Below are 15,804 nucleotides of genomic sequence, written 5' to 3'. Positions count from 1 at the left end.
CGTCCTCGGGCACTATGGAGCCTGCAAGCACCTCGTTAGGTGAGGCGTCTGCACGGACATAGGCCACTGACCCCGAACGTCGAAAGACGCCCCTGGTCAGGACAGCTCCTCCCGGCTTAAGGGTTGAGCCCAAGTGGCTTCCGGCCTGTTTTTCAGGCCAGGACACGCCGTGCAGTGCCAAAGCTTTTACGAGAGGGGTGCGGTCTTCCGACGTTCTGTCGGAGCTGCCTCCAAGCATGCGGTGGAATTGGTACGCACAAGCGTGCCCGCGACCGAGAGGGGGTGAGGGACAAATGAGTTCCGGTGATAGTCCGAGCCGATATTTGACTTCAGTTCCGTCCCCATCCGCACGGTCGCATACCGCCTCCAGCTGAGCCACGATCTGGCCTCCAGTTGAGCGCGTAGCGACGTTACGCGACTAGGAGGCCATCATGGTTGCGATCGCTTACACCGACATCACGACGCCGGCTCCGCGTGCCATCAGCACCGCGAAGAAGCTGGACCGCCGTCCTGCCGCGCCTACTTCAGACCCGGTGGTCGACATGACCACCCGGCTGCTCAGCGGTCCCTTGAACCAGATGTACGCACTCCTGTGGCGCGTCGGGGTTCTGACCGTAAACGACTGAGGTCAGGCGTCTACTCGGCGTCTTCCAGTGCCTCACCGAGGTGCTCGAGGACTTCGCTGCGGTGGTTGTTGGCCAGAATGTGGCCGGCAGCCACCGCGGCAGCCACTGGCCAGTCGATGATTTCGAACGCCGCCAGCAGCGCCAGCCCGCCGTAGTAGGCCAGCTGCTCGGGACGCGGCACCGTTACCTTGCCGAACAGAGGCAACTCGATCGCGAAGCCCTCCGCGTCGCGGATGTGGGCGACCGCTTCCCGTTGCGATGCGGTGCGCCGCGGCTTGTCCGCCATCATGAGCCTCCTGGTGGCGACGGGTCGCCGGATGATCGGGCCGCGGCCGTTCCGCGGCGAGAGTCAGTGTCCCCATTGTGCACAAGTCGCAGCCGCGGCGCGGCGTGGCCGTTCGACATCGGGGTACCGTCGGGCCGGCGCGGCCCGGGCACCATGTACTCGGTGGGCTTGGCTGCGGTGCCCTGCGAACCGGACAGCAGCCTGGGCACCACCGCCGCGCCGACGGTGGCCACCGTCGCCGTACCCAGTGCCTGCGCCCAGCCCAGCGGGCCCAGCGGGGTGCAGCCCAGCAGCTGACTGACACCCGGGATGGTAATCAACGTCCCCATCACGCCGAGCGAACCGACCGCGGTGAGCACCACCAGGGGATCGTGCGAATCGAGCAAGGTCTGGCCCAGCTGGGCGGCGACCAGTGACACCAGGGCGACGGTCGAGGCCCGCTGCTGCCGGCCGGTGAACGACGCCAGCGCCCAGGCGCCCACCGCAGCCGACGCTGTGGTCACCCCGCGCACGGCCACCGTGCGCCACAACGCGTCGGGGTCCGGGCCGCGAGCGGTGGAGGCCGCGGACTCACTCAGCTCGCTCACCGCCAGCGCGGTCGCCGGCAGCGCATCGGTGAGCATGTTCACCAGCAGCAGCTGGCGGGCATTCAGCGGCGAGCGCCCGGTGATGGCGCTGCCGATGATCGCGAAGGCCACCTCGCCGGCGTTGCCGCCCAGCAGCACCGCCACCGCCGCCTGCACCCGCTGCCAGAGCTCTCGGCCCTCGTCCAGGGCGTCGAGCAGCGTTTGGATCTGTCCGTCGAGCAGCACCACGTCGGCGGCGCTGCTGGCCGATTCACTGCCGTGCGCGACGACGGCCATCCCGACGGTGGCGGCCCGGATCGCCGCGGCGTCGTTGGCGCCGTCGCCGACCATCGCCGACACCTTGCCGGTGCGTTCCAGGGTCTGCACGATCTGCACCTTGTTCTCCGGTGACATCCGGGCGAACACCACCCGCTCGGCCACCGCCTGCTCTTGACCCTTGCGGGACAGCGCGTCCCAGTCCGTTCCGCTCATCACCTGCTCGGGGCCGACCTCCAAACCCAGCTCGCGTGCGATCGCGGTGGCGGTGACGGGATGGTCGCCGGTGATCAACCGCACCGGAATCTGGCGGCGGTCCAGCTCGGCGAGCAGTTCGGCAGCCTCGGGCCGCGGCGTGTCGGCGATCCCGAGCAGTCCGACGAAAGTCAGCCCGGCGCGGCAGAATTCGCCGATGTCGTCCGGATCCGGGTCATCGCCGAGGGCTGCCACCTGAGCGGCGGAGAGTTCGCGTCGGGCCACCGCGATCACCCGCAGGCCCTCGCCGGCCATGCCCAAGACCGTTTTGCGGATCGCCGGATCGCCGCCACAGGCGGGCCCCACGACCTCCGGGGCGCCTTTGACGGTCAGCTCGGCGCCGTAGACCGAAGCCGAGTAGCTGCGGCCGGACCTGAACGGCAGGTGGGCGACCTCTCCGCGATCGGGGTCTACCACGTCGGCCGCCACCGCGGCCTCGACGATCGCGGCGTCGGTGGCGTGCACCTGCCGACCGTTGGTGGTCGGGGCGGCCTGGGCCGCGAACGCCAACACCTGATCGGTGGAGTATCCCGGCGCCGGCTTCACCTGCGTCACCCGCAGCCGGTTCTGACTCAGTGTTCCGGTCTTGTCGAAGCACACCACGTCGACTCGGCCGAGAGCCTCGACTGAGCGTGGGACCCGAACCAGCACACCAGATTTGGACAATCTGCGGGCGGATGCCTGCTGTGCCAGGGTGGCCACCAGCGGCAGGCCCTCGGGAATCGCCGCGACGGCGATGGCGATCCCGGACGCCACCGACTGGCGCAGGCCGATCCGCCGGATCATGCCCAAGCCGGTGACCAGGCTGCCGCCGGCCAGGCTGATCCGCCAGGCTCTGCCGGTCAGCAGGCTCAACTGGTGCTGCAACCCGACCGCGGACTGCTCGCCCGCGACCAGGTCGGCGGCCCGGCGACTGTAGGTGTCGGCTCCGGCTGCGGTCACCAATACCAGTGCGGTGCCGGTGATCACGGTGGTGCCCGCGTAGATCATGCACTCCCGGTCGGCCAGATCCGCTCCCGGCGTGGCCTCGACCTGCTTGACCACCGACAGTGATTCGCCGGTCAGCGACGACTCGTCGACCTCGAGGTCATCGGCGTCGACCAGTCGACCGTCGGCCGGCACCACCTCGTGCGAGCGGACTTCGATCAGCTCCCCGGGTTGCAGGTGCTCGGCGATCACGTCGCAGTAGGTCCGGTCTTCGGGTGTGGCGCCCAGGATCACTTTGTGCGCGGGCGCCACCTGGTCGTCGAGCAGGACGCTGAGCCGACGCTCGGCCACCAGTCGCTGCGCGGCGGCCAGCATCGCGTTGCCGCCCAACACCGAACCGACCAGCATCGCGTCGACCGGTGAACCCAGCACGGCGCTGGCCGCGGCCCCCAGGGCCAACACCGGTGTGATCGGGTCGGACAGTTCACCGCGGACGGCCTGGGCGAACTGCCAGAACAGTCGGGGCGGTGCGGTCCGCTGGGCGCCGCGGCGGGCCAGGTCGACTGCCGCGAGCGCGGCCGCCGCCGCGGGAGCGTGGTGGGCCTCAACCGGGATCTCCAAGTCTGGCGGGGGAAGTACCGCCCGGACCTGGTCGACCGACATCGCGTGCCACTCGTGCACGGCCGCCGGGCGGGGCGTCGCGGCGTCCACGGCGCGCCGGGCCAGCCAGTAGCCCGACAGCGCGCCGGCCGCCGCTCCGGTGGTAACCGGGCCCGGCCCGCGACCTCGCACCCCGGGCAGCATCAGCAACGAACCCAGAATCGAAGCACCGGTGGAGATCTCCACGCCACGGCGGCTGGCGGAGCGGGCCGCCGGCAGCGCGTGCAGCACCCGCCACACCGCAGCCAGGTCGGTCAGCAACACGTCGGCACACCACGGTGGAGCACCCTGTCCCGGGAGCATGCCCAGCGCCACGTCGGCCGCTGCCAGTGCCTGCACGGCGGCCGTCGACAGCACCGCGACGTCGTGACCGTCGGCCTGATAGGCGGTCACCGCAGCGGCCAGCGCCTCGTCCACCGACGCCCCGTCCAGCGGACGGATGTCATCGAAGATCGGCCGCAGTTCGCCGAGCATCTCAGCCTCGATCGAGACCACCTCGACGTCGGCCTGCCGGGCTTCGGTCACCACCGCGGCGGCCAGCGGCAGCAATGCGGGCTGGAACGACGCCTGCACGCCGGCGCGCGGGCCGACCCGATGCCAGCCGGGTTTGAGTCCGGCGTCGCTCAACCGGGCTTGGGCTTGCACCCACACGGCGCGCAGCTCGTCGTCGTCGGCACCGCGCACCTGCATCACCCGCAGGGTTTCGCCGCACAGCACCCGCGGGTCGATGACCACGGTGTCGACCCGGTCCAGCTCACGCAGGCTGCCCGGCCGCAACACCACCACTCCGTGCTGATCGGCCAGACCGCGGCCCAGAGTCGCCGCGAACGATTCCCGCGCGGTGCGGGTCGCCTTCGGCGCCATCACCGTCGCGGCGGTGCCGGCCAGATCCGGGCTGCGGGTCGCCGCCCAGATCACCCCGGCGCCGGCGGCCTGCACCACAGAGGTCCGGTCCAGATGCCGTTCGATCGGACCCGGCGGGCGGGGTGCCGGCCGCCGCGGGGCGACCACCGGCGGATGCTCGGCGTACTCGGCGAGCTCCGGTTCGCGGCGGCGCCAGGCGCGCTCGGCGGCACGTTCCTCCCCGGCGCGCATCGCCTCCACCGACAGGTCCACCGCCAGCGAGGTGGGCGCGGCGTTGAGGGTGTGCACGGTGGCACTGGCCAGCGACAACAGCGCGTCGGTGGCCTGTTTGCCGATGTTGTCCTCCAGCAGTGCCCGCAGGCGCGGCTGGTAGTTGACGACGGTGACGCCGGCTTCCAGTCCGAGCGGCAGGCCCGGCAGGCGCAGCAGCCGGCCCACGGTCGCCAGGCCAAGACCTGCGACGTTGGCGCCGACCGTCAGCGCACGCAGCATCTGCGTCATGCCGTCGCCGGGCAGGCTGGTGGGCGCGCTGCGCTGGCGGGGGGATACCCGCCGGTACTGGATCTCGACGTCGGTGACCACCCGCAGCAGCTCGCGCATCGACACCACGCCGGGATCGGCCGAGTCGAGACCGACCACCAGGCGCGAAAGCGGGTGGTTCAGCCGGACCGAGGTGACCCCCGGCAGGCTCCGGGCGGCGGCCAGCACCGTGGTCGCCACCTCGTCGCCGGCGGCTCCGTCAAGCCCGCGAACCTCGACCCAGGCCCGCTCCGGGCTGCGAAAGCAACGCCGGTTCAGGGCTGGGCCGGTGTCGTGAGCTGGGCTGAATGTGCCAGCCACTCCGGCTGCGGTCTGGACCGATGCGCCGACCAGGGCGGACGTGAGTTGGACACCGAAGTTCGCTGCGCGCAGCGCAGGAGAGTGCCTGATGGCACGACCTAAATCCACTCGGGCCCGATCAGTGGCGCGCGCGAGCGCTGCTGCTGCGGGGCGACCGCGCTGTTGACTTCTTGGGCTGCGGGCTGCGCCGCGAGGCTGCCGAGCTCCCTGAGCCCGCCGGCTTCACCGACTTCAACGGCCGGGCCGCCGAGGTCTTCGAAGTCCCCGAGGTCTTCGAGGTCCCCGAGGTTGAAGCCTTCGCCGGAGCCTTCGCCTTCGCCTTCGACGGTGCACTGCCATCGGACCGGTTCAGCTGCCTGAGCACCAGTGCGGTGCCCCCCACCGCCACTAGGAGTGGCCATTCGACCAACCCGGCGACGCCGAGGGCGCCCAGGGTCAGTGCGGCTGCGGGGGTGGAGTGGCTTCCGGTGCTCAGACCGCGTTGCGCGCCGCCGGCCGCGCCCTTCAAGCCGCCGATCGCCCCGTTGAGTGCAGCCCCGCCGATCGCGCCGGCCGCCTCGGTGGTCATGGTCGCCGCGCGGGTTGCCGCCCCGGCCACCTTCCGTACCGTCACTGCGACGGCGTTCATGGGTATTCCCTGCCCTTCAAATGAGCAAATTGGTTAACCCGATCCATCCTATGCGCATTTCGGCGGACCCCGCCGAATCCACAAGGAATTCATATAACTGGGGTTGTGCGAGCCGGTTGAATGTCCACCAGTACCGGCGCGTGGTCGCTGGGCGACTTGCCCTTGCGTTCCTCCCGGACGATCTCGGCGTGTGAGACCCGGGTCGCCAGCGCGGGGGAGCCCAGGATGAAGTCGATGCGCATGCCCTGCTTCTTCGGGAACCGCAACTGGGTGTAGTCCCAATAGGTGTAGACGCCCGGGCCGGGCGTGAACGGCCGCACCACGTCGAGGTACTGCGCCTCGGACAGCGCGCGGAACGCCGTGCGCTCCGGCTCGGAGACGTGCGTCGCGCCGTCGAAGAACTCCATGCTCCACACATCGTCGTCCTGCGGGGCGACGTTCCAGTCGCCCACCAGCGCGATCGGCGCCGACGGGTCGTCGCGCAACCAGCCTTCGGCGGTATCGCGCAGCGCGGCAAGCCATTCCAGCTTGTAGACGTAGTGCGGGTCATTCAGGGCGCGTCCGTTGGGCACATACAGACTCCACACCCGCACCCCGCCGCAGGTGGCGCCCAGTGCCCGCGCCTCCACCGCGGGGTCGGTATCCGGCTTGGCCCAGACCGGTTGGCCGGCGAACCCGACCTCGATGTCGTCGAGGCCGACCCGGGAGGCGATCGCCACCCCGTTCCACTGGTTCAGGCCCACATGAGCCACCTCGTAGCCCAGCTCGTGGAACGGCAGCGTGGGGAACTGCGCGTCGGTGCATTTGGTCTCCTGCATGGCCAGCACGTCGACCTCGGCGCGGGCCAGCCAATCGGTCACCCGGTCTACCCGGGTGCGGATCGAGTTGACGTTCCAGGTAGCCAGTCGCAGCGCAGTCACGCAGCCACCCTAGATCGATGGCGGCGACCCGCGGCGCCCGACTTCGTCGTGCTTGCGATCACCGCTAGATCGATGGCGGCGACCCGCGGCGCCCGACTTCGTCGTGCTTGCGATCACCGCTAGATCGATCGCCGCTACGAAAGCAGTCGGGCATCGAGGTAGCGGGTGCGATGCTGGCCGGCGAATCCGACGGCCTCGCAGAACGCGAACGCGCCGGCGTCATCGCTCGGCACCTGGGCGTAGCCGCGGGTGGCGCCCCGGTCGAAACCCCAGGACTGCAACGCGGCACAGATCGCCCGCCCATGACCCTGCCGACGCCGGTCGTCGGAGACCCGCAGCGCCGACGCACCCAGCCAGCGGGTGCCGTCCGGAGCCTCGGTGACCGCCGCCCGCCCGACCGCAACCCCCGGAATCGAGGCGAACACCACCTCGCCGTCGCTCACGGCGGTCAGCGCGTCGACCGGCTCCACAGCCTCGCCGGACGACGCCAGCCAGCCGGCGTCGGGTTCGGCGGCCAGCACCACATCGCCGGCGGGCGCGCCACCGGGCAACTCGCGCACCAGGGTGCGGGTCTCATACCGCGTCGGGATGTCCTCCGGCAGCCGCAGCAGCCGCTCCGGCACCGCCAGGCATGGCGGCAAGCCGCGCTGCGCATACCAGTCGATGATCGCCGGCACAGTATTGGTGTGAGCGAACATATCAAGGGGCACAGCGGAATTGGCTTCCAGCCCGGCGCCGGGTGTGGCCCGCAACATCCAGCCGTCGAGCCACTGGTGTTCGCGGCCCGGCCAAGCCAGCGCGGCAGCGTGCTCGACGGACCGGATCGCCGAGTTCTTCACCGGTCGATCGGTCAGTCGGCGCACATAGAGCACGTCGGAGTGCCGGCAATCGTGGATCGCCCCGTCCGAGGAGCGGACCCGCACCAGCGGCCCGGTCTCCACCAGGTGCCCCACTACGTCGCCCATCGGCGGTTCCGAACCGGGCGGACGCAGGTAGCGCAGGCTCACCCGGACGCCGATCGGGGGCAGTTCGGGGGGCAGTTCGGGCGGCCGGTTCATCCCCGGCTCGTCAGTGGCCGAACGGATCGGGCACGTCGCCCGGCATCCAGGACAGGCCGGGCGTCCCCCAGCCGTTGGACTTCACCGTCCGCTTCGCCGCGCGGGCATGCCGGCCCACCAGCATGTCCAGATACAGCAGGCCGTCCAGGTGCCCGGTCTCGTGCTGCAGCATCCGGGCGAACAACCCGTTGCCCTCCAGTGTGACCGGGTTGCCGTCGGCGTCCAGGCCGGTGACCCGGGCCCAGTCCGCCCGGCCGGTCGGAAACGATTCGCCAGGCACCGACAGGCAGCCTTCGTCGTCGTGGTCGGGGTCGGGCATGGTCTCCGGCCGCTCGGAGGTCTCCAGCACCGGGTTGACCACCACACCGCGGCGTCGCACGGTCTGGCGGCGGTCGTCGGCACAGTCGTAGACGAAGACCCGCAGCCCCACGCCGATCTGATTGGCGGCCAAGCCGACCCCGTTGGCGGCGTCCATGGTGTCGTACATCGTGGCGATCAGCTCACCGACGTCGGCAGGTAGCGAGCCGTCATCGGCGACCTGTACCGGGCTGGTCGGGGTGTGCAGGACGGGATCGCCCACGATGCGGATTGGTACGACGGCCATGACCGAAAAGCTTAGGTGGGCGGTTTAGCGAGGCTCGACGGAGGAGAGGCGAAGCTGGAACCGCCGGGTTGGTGGCCGCCATCGGGCCACTGCAGCGGCCACGGCGACTCGCGGGACCGGCTCCCGGTTCAACACCGCCTGCCGTGATTGAATATTCGCTGACACGCCGCCGAAAAACGCAACGAACGTTTCAACCAAAGAATTTTCCGGAAGGGTCCAGGAAACGATATGGACGGCGCCATGGCGCAAGCGAATCGATCAGGGGACGATTCGGAGCCTACTGACGGCCTGAGCCGTCGCGAACACGACATCTTGTCCTTCGAACGGGACTGGTGGAAGTACGCCGGCGCCAAGGAAGAGGCCATCAAGGAGCGGTTCGCGCTGTCGGCGACCCGCTACTACCAAGTGCTCAATACGCTCGTCGACCGGCCCGAGGCACTGGCCGCCGACCCGATGCTGGTCAAGCGGCTGCGCAGGCTGCGGTCCAGTCGCCAGAAGGCGCGCGCCGCGCGGCGTCTCGGTTTCGACATCACTTGATTCATCTGGAACCCGTGCTTGCTGGGCGTTTATAGGTGATGGCCCGCTCCTGGATACAGTGGTCGCAATGAATGACCACGTTCCCGACTCCTCCCGACTCCCGCTGCGGGCCATGGTGATGGTGCTGCTGTTCTTGGGCACCATCTTTCTGCTGGTCGGGTTTCAGGCGCTCGGGTCGTCGGGCGACGACGACGACGCGGCCCATTCGCCGACATCGAAGCAGGCCGTGAGCACCAGCTCGGCGGAGGCCAAGCCCGAGCATCCCGCTCACAAGTCCGACGTGCGGGTCTACAACATCTCCGAACAGGCGGGACTGGCCGGGCACACCGCCGACCAGTTGCGTGAAGCCGGCTGGAACGTGACCGACGTCGGGAACCTCGAGCTGCCCGAGGTCACCGAGACCACCGTCTACTTCGGCGAGGCCCAGGGTGAGCACGACTCGGCCAATACGGTGGGCGAGGTGCTGCACGCTGCCGTGCAACCTCGTATCCCCGAGGTGGCCGAGCAGCCACCGGGCGTCATCGTGGTGGTCGCGGGTTAAGCTTCCTCGCATGGTCAAAGGTCACCGCAGAGCTCTCGCCACCGCCGTCTTCGCCACCCCGGTTGTGCTGTTGGCGGCATGCAGTCCCCCCAACGAGGCGCCGTCGGACACGCCGGGTACGACGCCGGCCATCTGGACCGGGTCGCCGGCGCCGTCCGGCGCGGCCAGTGAGCCGGGTGGCTCGGGCGGCTCGGAGAGCCTGGTGGCGCGCCTGACGACCCCCGACGGCGGCCAGGTCGGCACCGCGACGTTCGAGTTCAGCCAGGCCGGCGGCAAAGAATTCGCCACCGTCACCGTGCAGACCACCAGCACCGGCATCTTGACGCCCGGCTTCCACGGCCTGCATGTCCACAGCGTGGGCAAGTGCGAAGCCGACTCGGTGGCCCCCGGCGGCGGGGCGCCCGGCAACTTCCTGTCGGCCGGTGGTCACTTCCAGGCGCCCGGACACAATGAGCATCCGCAGAGCGGCGACTTGACCTCATTGCAGGTGCGCTCCGACGGCAGCGGGCTGCTGGTGACCACCACCGACTCGTTCACCAAGGCGGAACTGCTGGCCGGTGAAGGCACGGCCATCATCGTCCACGCCGACGACGACAACTTCGCCAACATCCCGGCGGACCGCTACACGCAGGTCAACGGCACACCCGGCCCGGACCAGACCACGCTGACCACCGGAGATGCCGGCAAACGGGTTGCCTGTGGTGTCATCGGCGCCGGATAGCCAGCCGAACAGCAGGGCAGTGCCCCGCGACCGGGAGGGACCGCCGGCCCGGATCGAGTTCGCCCACTGCGCCCGGCCCACCCTCGGCGTGGAATGGGAGTTCGCACTCGTCGACGCGGCGACCCGCGACCTGAGCAACGAAGCCAACGAGGTGCTGTCCGAACTCGGCGAAAACCCGCGCGTACACAAGGAATTGCTGCGCAACACCGTCGAACTCGTCACCGGGATCTGCGACACCACCGGCGAGGCGATCGATGATCTGCGCCAGACCCTGGCGACCACCCGGCCCATCGTGCACGGCCGTGGCATGGAACTGTTCGGCGCCGGCACGCATCCGTTCGCGCAGTGGTCCGCGCAGAAACTGACCGATGCGCCGCGCTACGCCGAGCTGATCAAACGCACCCAGTGGTGGGGCCGGCAGATGATGATCTGGGGCGTGCACGTCCACGTCGGGATCTCCTCGGCGCACAAGGTGATGCCGATCATCTCGTCGCTGTTGCTGTACTACCCGCACCTGCTGGCGCTGTCGGCGTCATCGCCGTGGTGGGCTGGTGAGGACACCGGCTACGCCAGCAACCGGGCGATGATGTTCCAGCAGTTGCCCACCGCGGGTTTGCCGTTCCAGTTCCAGACCTGGGCGGAGTTCGAGGGTTTCGTCTATGACCAGAAGAAGACCGGGATCATCGACCACACCACCGAGATCCGTTGGGATATCAGGCCGTCCCCGCATTTGGGGACCATCGAGGTCCGAGTCTGCGACGGGGTGTCCAATCTGCGCGAACTGGGCGCCCTGGTTGCACTCACCCACTGCCTGATCGTCGATCTGGACCGGCGACTGGACGCCGATGAGGCACTGCCCACTATGCCGCCGTGGCATGTGCAGGAGAACAAGTGGCGCGCGGCCCGCTACGGGCTGGACGCGGAGATCATCCTCGACGCCGACAGCAACGAGCGGTTGGTCACCGATGACCTCGACGACCTGCTCAACCGGTTGGAGCCGGTGGCCGCGCGGCTGCACTGCGCCGACGAGCTGGCGGCCGTCGCCGGCATCTACCGAACCGGCGCGTCGTATCAGCGCCAGCGCCGGGTGGCCGAGGAACACGACGGCGACTTGCGTGCGGTCGTCGATGCGCTGGTCGCCGAACTGGATATCACCTGATGGAACTGCCGATGTTCCCGCTGGAGTGGGTGCTGCTACCCGGCGAGGAACTGTCGTTGCGGATCTTCGAGCTGCGCTACACGGTGCTGGTCGGCGACCTGATGCGCAGCGGTGATCCGCGATTCGGAGTGGTGCTGATCGCCCGCGGCCGTGAGGTGGGCGGCGGCGAGCAGCGCAATGACGTGGGCGCGATGGCCAGCATCACGCAGTGCAGCGAGCTCGGCGGCGGCCGCTACGCGCTGCGCTGCCTGACCGGCGAGCGGATCCGGGTCAGCGAGTGGCTCACCGACGATCCCTATCCACGGGCGATCGCCGAGGTGTGGCCCGACGAGCCGGCAGAACCGGTGAGCGACGGTCAGTTCCGCGAGTTGGAGGACCGGATCGTGGTGCTGCACAAGCGGATGGCGGCGGCCCGGCGGCGGTGGGTGATGCCGGGGCGTAACTCTATGCTGGGTGGCCGTCGGCTGCGTTCGCTGGATCCGGGGCAGCGGCTGTATTCGCTGGCCTGCCGCGTCCCGATGGGGGAGGCCGACCGCTACGCGGTGTTGGCGGCACCTTCGCTGGCCGGCCGGATGGCGGCGCTGCACGAGGCGATCGAGAACGTCACTGCCCGCGTCGAATTCGACGTGCCGAGCTGAGACGTGGACGCAGAGTCAGCGGGAAGTCACTTCAGGCAGCTGCCCGCGTCGACGGTGAGCGGAAGCCCGGTGACGTACCGGGATTCGTCTGAGGCCAGGAACAGCACGGCGTTGCTGATGTCCACCGGCTCCACCCAGCCGATCGGCAGCACGTGCATCAGCTGCGCGACGACGGCCATGTCGTCTGGACCCGGGTTCTCCAGGTCTGGGCGGAACAGCTTCATCGTCCCCTCGTTCATGAACAGCGGGGTGTTCACGTTGGTGGGGTGCACCGAGTTGACCCGGATGAAGTGCTGTCCCAACTCGACGCCGAAGGTGCGCATCAGCCCGACCACGCCGTGCTTGGCCGCGATGTAGTGACCGGTGTGCGGGTAGGCCTTGAGCCCGCCCACCGAGCTGGTCAGGATGATGGATCCGCCGTTTCCGCCGGAAATAAGGTGTGGCACTCCGGCTTTGACGGTCTTCCAGACGCCCGACAGGTTGACGTCGATCATGTCCTGCCAGTCGGCTTCGCTGGTCTTGTCCAGGGTCTCGCCGCCGTTGCCGATCCCGGCGTTAGCGACGATGATGTCCAGCCGGCCCAACTGCTCGACCCCGCTGTCGACCGCTGCTTGGAGCGTGTCGAAGTCACGCACGTCGACCTGTGCCGTCACGATACGGCGGTCCAATCCCTTGACCAGGTCGGCGGTCTCCGCCAGGTCGTCGGGTGTTGCCGCCGGGATTTCCTTGCTGCTGCTGATCCGAGCGCAGACATCGACCGCAATGATGTCCGCACCTTCCTGCGCGAGTCGCACCGCGTGACTGCGGCCCTGACCGCGTGCCGCGCCAGTGATGAGCGCGACCTTTCCTTCGACTCGTCCACCCATGTCTGCACCTCGTCTCGTGTTGGTCGATCGATCAGCAAGGCTGGCACCAAAGGGCAGCCTTGTCAACCAGTTGTTGCTAACGGGTGGAAGCGGGCGGTGTCGCCAGCCGGCTCAGCTCACGCTCGACGAGTGCGCGCAGTTCGTCGTGGCCGCGGGTGACGCCGACGGCCTCCTCGTTGCACAGGCTGCGGGCCGTCTGCGCAATCAGCATGGCCATGGCGACGGGGGGATACACCGCCAGGTCGACACCCTCGGCGCGTAGTGCCACCGTGACGGCCGCGGTCTCGATGTCGCGGACCCGCTCGGCGTAAGCCTTGAGTTCGGCCCGGATGGCCTTGCGATGGTTGGCCAGCGCCATGAACTCGGTATTCAAGCCGGTCACACGTGCATCGCTGTTGATCGTCCACAATGTGCGGAGTGGGTCGTCATCGGTCAGGGCGGCCCGCATCCGGTCCAGCGCGACGTCGGCGCCGGCGCGCAGCACCTCGACGAAAAGATCGTCCATGGTGGGGAAGTAGTAGTAGACCAGGGCTTGCTTCACCCCGGCCTCGGCGGCCACCCGCCGCGAGGTTGCCGCGGCGTAGCCTTCGTCGCGCATGACCCGGGCCGTCGCCTCGATCAGCCGGCGCCGGGTGGTGCTGTCGGTCGATTTGGCCTTGCGCGGCGCCGCCATTCAGGATGTCCTGGCGCTGCGATTGCTTGACCATCCGTCGCCGCACATGGTAGGCATGACGCATTCTAGCAATTTGATCTATCGATCAGCGCGACGAGGTCGTGATACGAGGGAAAGGGCGCATCGCGTGGTGATGGATCTCGCGGCGGTGGACTACTTCTCCGACCAAGGCGTAACGCAGAATCCCTACCCCTATTACGAATACCTGCGCGCAAACGGGCCCGTCTTCGCCGAGCCGCACCACGGCGTCGTCGCCGTCACCGGCTACGAGGAGGTGCACGCCGCGTTCAAGGACCACGACTCGTTCTCGGCGGTGAACGCCATCGGCGGGCCGTTCCCGCCGCTGCCGTTCGAGCCCGAGGGTGACGACATCACCGAGCAGATCGAGGCGCACCGGCATCTGTTTCCAATCTTCGAGCACGTCGTCGTCCAGGATCCGCCGGCGCACGAGCGGACCCGGGCGCTGCTGGGGCGCATCCTGACCCCGGTCCGCCTCAAAGAGAATGAGGACTTCATCTGGCGGCTGGCAGACCTCCAGCTCGACGAGTTCATCACCGGCGGCCGCTGCGAATTCCTCCTCGATTACGCGAAACCGTTTGCGACGCTGGCGATCGCCGACCTGCTCGGGGTCCCCGATGACGACCGCGCCGAGTTCCGTCGGGCGCTCGGCGCCGACGCGCGGCCGGGCACCCGCGTCGGAGCCCTGGACGGAGAGCCGGTGGGTCTCAACCCATTGGAGTACCTCGATGACAAGTTCAACCGCTACATCTCCGATCGGCGAGGCAATCCCCGGGCCGACGTGCTGACCATGCTGGCCGAGGCCACCTACCCCGACGGGTCGGTACCGGACGTGATGGAGGTGGTGCGTCCGGCGACCTTCCTGTTCGGCGCCGGCCAGGAGACCGTGACCAAGCTGCTCGGGACGATGGTGCAGATCCTCGGTGAGCAACCCGAGCTGCAGCAGCGACTGCGCGAAAACCGCGATCTGATCCCGCGCTTCATCGAGGAGTCACTGCGGATCCAGAGCCCGACGAAGATCGATTTCCGGCTGACGCGCAAGTCGACCACGCTGGCCGGAGTGCCGATCAAGGCGGGCACGGTGCTGATGCTCTGTCTGGGGGCGGCCAACCGGGACCCGCGCAAGTTCGACAATCCCGACGAATTCGACCTGGACCGCAAGAACGTTCGCGAACACATCGCCTTCGGCCGCGGGATCCACACCTGCCCCGGCGCGCCACTGGTGCGTGTCGAGGGCCGGATCACCGCGAATCGGATGTTGGACCGGATGCGCGACATCAGGATCAGCGAGAAGCATCATGGGCCGGCCGGCGAGCGGCACTACTCCTATGAGCCGACGTTCCTGCTGCGCGGTCTGACCGAGCTGCACATCGAATTCGACCCGGTCTAGGGCTCGCCGTCTGAGGCCCACTCGGCGGTGACGCGCTGCTTCTGCTCCTCGATCACCTGGATCAGTCGCGAGGCCTTCGGCCATCCGTAGTAGGCGCCGAACTGTAAAGCGATCTCGTCCATTTCGTCGAACGACACGTCGCGGCTCTTCAACGCGGCGTAGACGTGGCTCAGGATCGGGAGCGGCGCGTCCTGGAATGCCACGCACGCCACGGTCACCAGCCTCCGCTGCTTCATACCCAGACCGGGTCGCAGCCACATCTCGCCGAAGACGAAATTCAGAATCCCGGCACCCGAATACGGGTCGTCGCGCGTCGGGGCGTAGGGCAGGCAGTTGACGTCCCGGAAGGCCTGCTCGCCGACGACGAGTCGCGCCTCCGGGTCGCTGGGGGTGTCCAGCGGCAGCAGCGGTGGTGGCGGTGGGACCGGCTCGCCCCGGTCGGTGTGGATACGTCTCCACTGCTCGTCGACAATCATGTTGAACAGCGATGCCTTCGGCCAGCCGGCGTACACCGCGAAATGCAGTACTGTTTCCCGCATTTCGTCAATCGCCACGTCACTGCTGGTGAGCGCGGCGTAGATGTGCTCGCGTAGTGGATCTTCGGTGTCGGCTGCAGCGAGGCAGGGCAGCGCGACGAACCATCGGTCGCGGCGGCTCAACCCCGGGCGCTGCCAGACCTGGGCGAAGACGAAGTCGAGCAGGGTTGCCGCCGTGGGCGTGCAATGCGGCGTGGGCTGAGTCATCAACTCGG

The 15,804-nt window shown here is 68.8% G+C and carries 15 protein-coding genes, 1 pseudogene and 1 riboswitch; of the genes and pseudogenes, 7 read left to right on the top strand and 9 right to left on the bottom strand.

The genetic code is table 11. The features are described from left to right. Positions 1-24: 24 nt before the first annotated feature. A riboswitch (M-box (ykoK) riboswitch) is annotated at positions 25-204 on the top strand. A gap of 227 nt (positions 205-431) precedes the next feature. Continuing rightward, complete coding sequence (locus ACZYY4_RS08250; protein ID WP_463809298.1) at positions 432-626, top strand: Rv1535 family protein; 195 nt, start codon at positions 432-434, stop codon at positions 624-626. Positions 627-636: 10 nt separating this feature from the next. On the opposite strand, the gene ACZYY4_RS08245 is transcribed toward ACZYY4_RS08250, so the two are convergent. The 6 genes and pseudogenes from ACZYY4_RS08245 to ACZYY4_RS08220 all read right to left on the bottom strand — a co-directional run bounded on the left by ACZYY4_RS08245 (position 637) and on the right by ACZYY4_RS08220 (position 8,510). Next, positions 637-915, bottom strand: a complete 279-nt coding sequence (locus ACZYY4_RS08245) for a hypothetical protein (RefSeq protein ID WP_463809296.1) — start codon at positions 913-915, stop codon at positions 637-639. Between the two features lie 151 nt (positions 916-1,066). Beyond that, positions 1,067-5,408 (bottom strand): annotated as a pseudogene (locus ACZYY4_RS08240) (HAD-IC family P-type ATPase); the annotation flags it as partial. Positions 5,409-5,418: 10 nt separating this feature from the next. Continuing rightward, positions 5,419-5,928 carry a hypothetical protein gene (locus ACZYY4_RS08235; protein ID WP_463809294.1) on the bottom strand — a complete coding sequence of 170 codons (510 nt, stop codon included), beginning with the start codon at positions 5,926-5,928 and terminating at the stop codon, positions 5,419-5,421. A gap of 89 nt (positions 5,929-6,017) precedes the next feature. Next, the gene (locus ACZYY4_RS08230) at positions 6,018-6,839 is read right to left on the bottom strand and encodes an exodeoxyribonuclease III (protein WP_463809662.1); all 822 of its coding nucleotides are present in this window, start codon (positions 6,837-6,839) and stop codon (positions 6,018-6,020) included. A gap of 143 nt (positions 6,840-6,982) precedes the next feature. Then, positions 6,983-7,906, bottom strand: coding sequence for an N-acetylglutamate synthase, CG3035 family (locus ACZYY4_RS08225; protein WP_463809292.1), 924 nt, complete (start codon positions 7,904-7,906; stop codon positions 6,983-6,985). A gap of 10 nt (positions 7,907-7,916) precedes the next feature. Beyond that, complete coding sequence (locus tag ACZYY4_RS08220; protein ID WP_463809290.1) at positions 7,917-8,510, bottom strand: peptide deformylase; 594 nt, start codon at positions 8,508-8,510, stop codon at positions 7,917-7,919. A gap of 228 nt (positions 8,511-8,738) precedes the next feature. Between ACZYY4_RS08220 and ACZYY4_RS08215 the strand changes: the two genes are divergently transcribed. The 5 genes from ACZYY4_RS08215 (at position 8,739) to ACZYY4_RS08195 (ending at position 12,106) form a co-directional block, all read left to right on the top strand. Next, positions 8,739-9,047: a DUF3263 domain-containing protein gene (locus tag ACZYY4_RS08215; RefSeq protein ID WP_463809288.1), complete on the top strand. Its 309-nt coding sequence runs from the start codon at positions 8,739-8,741 to the stop codon at positions 9,045-9,047. A gap of 67 nt (positions 9,048-9,114) precedes the next feature. Continuing rightward, the gene (locus ACZYY4_RS08210) at positions 9,115-9,588 is read left to right on the top strand and encodes a LytR C-terminal domain-containing protein (RefSeq protein ID WP_463809286.1); all 474 of its coding nucleotides are present in this window, start codon (positions 9,115-9,117) and stop codon (positions 9,586-9,588) included. A gap of 10 nt (positions 9,589-9,598) precedes the next feature. Continuing rightward, positions 9,599-10,309: a superoxide dismutase[Cu-Zn] gene (gene sodC, locus ACZYY4_RS08205; protein ID WP_463809284.1), complete on the top strand. Its 711-nt coding sequence runs from the start codon at positions 9,599-9,601 to the stop codon at positions 10,307-10,309. Continuing rightward, the gene (locus ACZYY4_RS08200; RefSeq protein WP_463809660.1) at positions 10,290-11,468 is read left to right on the top strand and encodes a glutamate--cysteine ligase; all 1,179 of its coding nucleotides are present in this window, start codon (positions 10,290-10,292) and stop codon (positions 11,466-11,468) included. The genes sodC and ACZYY4_RS08200 overlap by 20 nt, the downstream gene beginning before the upstream one ends. Further along, positions 11,468-12,106, top strand: a complete 639-nt coding sequence (locus ACZYY4_RS08195; protein ID WP_463809282.1) for an LON peptidase substrate-binding domain-containing protein — start codon at positions 11,468-11,470, stop codon at positions 12,104-12,106. Before ACZYY4_RS08200 ends, ACZYY4_RS08195 begins: the two co-directional genes overlap by 1 nt. A 26-nt stretch (positions 12,107-12,132) precedes the next feature. Here ACZYY4_RS08195 and ACZYY4_RS08190 read toward each other — a convergent pair whose 3' ends face one another. Then, complete coding sequence (locus tag ACZYY4_RS08190) at positions 12,133-12,972, bottom strand: mycofactocin-coupled SDR family oxidoreductase (protein ID WP_463809280.1); 840 nt, start codon at positions 12,970-12,972, stop codon at positions 12,133-12,135. A 76-nt stretch (positions 12,973-13,048) separates the two neighbouring features. Beyond that, positions 13,049-13,645 (bottom strand): TetR/AcrR family transcriptional regulator, encoded by a 597-nt coding sequence (locus ACZYY4_RS08185; RefSeq protein WP_463809278.1) that lies wholly within the window; start codon positions 13,643-13,645, stop codon positions 13,049-13,051. A 130-nt stretch (positions 13,646-13,775) separates the two neighbouring features. On the opposite strand from ACZYY4_RS08185, the gene ACZYY4_RS08180 reads away from it, so the two are divergent. Next, positions 13,776-15,053, top strand: coding sequence for a cytochrome P450 (locus tag ACZYY4_RS08180; RefSeq protein ID WP_463809658.1), 1,278 nt, complete (start codon positions 13,776-13,778; stop codon positions 15,051-15,053). On the opposite strand, the gene ACZYY4_RS08175 is transcribed toward ACZYY4_RS08180, so the two are convergent. Further along, positions 15,050-15,796 carry a carboxymuconolactone decarboxylase family protein gene (locus ACZYY4_RS08175; RefSeq protein ID WP_463809657.1) on the bottom strand — a complete coding sequence of 249 codons (747 nt, stop codon included), beginning with the start codon at positions 15,794-15,796 and terminating at the stop codon, positions 15,050-15,052. The genes ACZYY4_RS08180 and ACZYY4_RS08175 overlap by 4 nt on opposite strands. Between the last annotated feature and the right edge of the window lie 8 nt (positions 15,797-15,804).

It is taken from the genome of Mycobacterium sp. IDUB_21, assembly GCF_055419425.1.
Note: the sequence above shows the minus strand (reverse complement) of the source record. Positions and strands in the feature narration are given on the sequence as shown.

What these genes read in the sequence shown, in the direction of transcription:
- ACZYY4_RS08250 (WP_463809298.1), top strand. Translation starts at nt 432, where the DNA reads ATGGTTGCGATCGCTTACACCGACATCACGACGCCGGCTCCGCGTGCC.
- ACZYY4_RS08245 (WP_463809296.1), bottom strand. Translation starts at nt 915, where the DNA reads ATGATGGCGGACAAGCCGCGGCGCACCGCATCGCAACGGGAAGCGGTC.
- ACZYY4_RS08235 (WP_463809294.1), bottom strand. Translation starts at nt 5,928, where the DNA reads ATGAACGCCGTCGCAGTGACGGTACGGAAGGTGGCCGGGGCGGCAACC.
- ACZYY4_RS08225 (WP_463809292.1), bottom strand. Translation starts at nt 7,906, where the DNA reads ATGAACCGGCCGCCCGAACTGCCCCCCGAACTGCCCCCGATCGGCGTC.
- ACZYY4_RS08220 (WP_463809290.1), bottom strand. Translation starts at nt 8,510, where the DNA reads ATGGCCGTCGTACCAATCCGCATCGTGGGCGATCCCGTCCTGCACACC.
- ACZYY4_RS08215 (WP_463809288.1), top strand. Translation starts at nt 8,739, where the DNA reads ATGGACGGCGCCATGGCGCAAGCGAATCGATCAGGGGACGATTCGGAG.
- ACZYY4_RS08210 (WP_463809286.1), top strand. Translation starts at nt 9,115, where the DNA reads ATGAATGACCACGTTCCCGACTCCTCCCGACTCCCGCTGCGGGCCATG.
- sodC (WP_463809284.1), top strand. Translation starts at nt 9,599, where the DNA reads ATGGTCAAAGGTCACCGCAGAGCTCTCGCCACCGCCGTCTTCGCCACC.
- ACZYY4_RS08195 (WP_463809282.1), top strand. Translation starts at nt 11,468, where the DNA reads ATGGAACTGCCGATGTTCCCGCTGGAGTGGGTGCTGCTACCCGGCGAG.
- ACZYY4_RS08190 (WP_463809280.1), bottom strand. Translation starts at nt 12,972, where the DNA reads ATGGGTGGACGAGTCGAAGGAAAGGTCGCGCTCATCACTGGCGCGGCA.
- ACZYY4_RS08185 (WP_463809278.1), bottom strand. Translation starts at nt 13,645, where the DNA reads ATGGCGGCGCCGCGCAAGGCCAAATCGACCGACAGCACCACCCGGCGC.
- ACZYY4_RS08175 (WP_463809657.1), bottom strand. Translation starts at nt 15,796, where the DNA reads ATGACTCAGCCCACGCCGCATTGCACGCCCACGGCGGCAACCCTGCTC.